We start from the raw sequence: 1480 nt of genomic DNA, 5'->3' as shown, positions 1-1480 counted from the left end.
GGGCGGCGGTTGGGCCGTTGACCTGCTCGAGGTTGACGAACAGCCCACCCGGCCGCAGGACGTCGCGCACCCGGCGGAACAGGTCGCGCTTGCCGGGGTCGTCGAGGTGGTGGATGGCCAGCGCCGAGACGACCGCGTCGAACGGGCCGGTAGGCAGGGCGGAGGCGAGGTCCGCGACGGTGACGGCCTCGACTGGGCCGCCGGACAGCCGCGCCTGGGCCTTGGCCAGCATCGGCGCGGCGCGGTCGAACAGGTGCAACCGGACGTCGGGGACGGCCGCGACGACCGCGGCGGCCAGCAGACCGGTGCCCGCGCCGAGGTCGAGCACCGCCGGTCGGGCGCCACCCTGGCGTGCCACCAGGTCGCCGACCGATCCGTACAGCAGGTCGAAGGAGGGGACGAGCCGGCGGCGCTCCCCGTCGTAGGTCCCGGGATCCCAGCTGGGCGTTTCATAATATGAGATAGGCATCTCATTCATTGAACAATCATACGATCGGGCCCGGCCGCGCAGCACCGCTTCCGGCGGGTCCGCGCATCGTGCGTCACCCCGCAGGTCCGCCCCGTGCTCCGCCCCTTGGGCCTCGTGGCGCCCTGTACGCCGGCGTTCGCTCCGGCTCGTCCCGCTGTCGGCGCCGATCTCGCCGACGGTGTTGCCTTCGGTACCTGAAACTCACAGGTACCTGAAAGTATGATGTTGTTCGCGTCATGTCTCGGGAGGCGTCACGTTCGGGAGGAGGGACGCATGAAACGGGTGGCCGCGGTGAGCACAGCGACGGCGGTCGCCCATGTCCTGCGGGAGGAGATTCTCAGCCGGCAGGACGGCGACCTGTACCTTGGCCAGGAGAACGAGCTGCTGGCCCGGCTCGGCGTCAGCCGACCGTCGCTGCGTCAGGCGGTGCGGCTGTTGCAGGCCGAGGGGATCCTCACCGTCCGCCGGGGTCATCACGGCGGTCTGTACGGACAGCGGCCGGACGCGGCCGGGGTCGCCCATATGGCGTCGGTCTTCCTGCGCACCCGTCGGGCCTCGTTCGCCGACCTCAGCGCGACCCACGCCCTCATCACCACCGAGTGTGCCCGGCTCGCCGCGCTCAATCCGGATCCGGCTGAGCGGGGTCGGCTGCTGACCTTCGTCGACGCCGCCGGTGGGGACGCCCTTGACGCCGCCGTTGACGGCGCCGCCGGTGGGGACGCCCACGCCCGGGCCCGGGCACAGTGGGGCGTGCTGCTCGCCGAGATCGCCCGCAGCCCCACCCTTCAGCTCTTCGAGGACGTGCTCGGTTCGCTGTCGCGGTATCCGACCTCGCGGCCGTTCCTGCTCGACCCCGACAGCGTCGCCCTGGCCTGGGAGCAGTGTCGGTGGATCGCGGAGGCGGTGCGGGACGGCGATGCCGACACCGCCGCCATGCTGTGCCGCGAGCACGAGGACGCGATGGCCCGCTACCTCCGCGACCAGCCGGAGGATCTCCTCGGCTGGTGAGCC

At 71.9% G+C, this 1480-nt stretch carries 2 protein-coding genes; one reads left to right on the top strand and one right to left on the bottom strand.

Going from position 1 to position 1480, the window contains the following annotated elements; all coding sequences use genetic code 11:
- On the bottom strand, positions 1-478 hold a 478-nt coding region (locus AC08ON_RS13645), incomplete at its 3' end, for a class I SAM-dependent methyltransferase (RefSeq protein WP_476617096.1).
- A 264-nt stretch (positions 479-742) separates the two neighbouring features.
- On the opposite strand from AC08ON_RS13645, the gene AC08ON_RS13640 reads away from it, so the two are divergent.
- Positions 743-1477 (top strand): FadR/GntR family transcriptional regulator, encoded by a 735-nt coding sequence (locus AC08ON_RS13640; RefSeq protein ID WP_476607866.1) that lies wholly within the window; start codon positions 743-745, stop codon positions 1475-1477.
- The last annotated feature ends 3 nt before the right edge of the window (positions 1478-1480 follow it).

It is taken from the genome of Frankia sp. CoWAU3 (assembly GCF_977971855.1).
The sequence above is the reverse complement of the archived record's forward strand: the minus strand, read 5'-3'. Positions and strand labels throughout refer to the sequence as shown.

Excerpts from the sequence above, each read along its gene's own strand:
- AC08ON_RS13640 (WP_476607866.1), top strand. The coding sequence starts at position 743 with ATGAAACGGGTGGCCGCGGTGAGCACAGCGACGGCGGTCGCCCATGTC.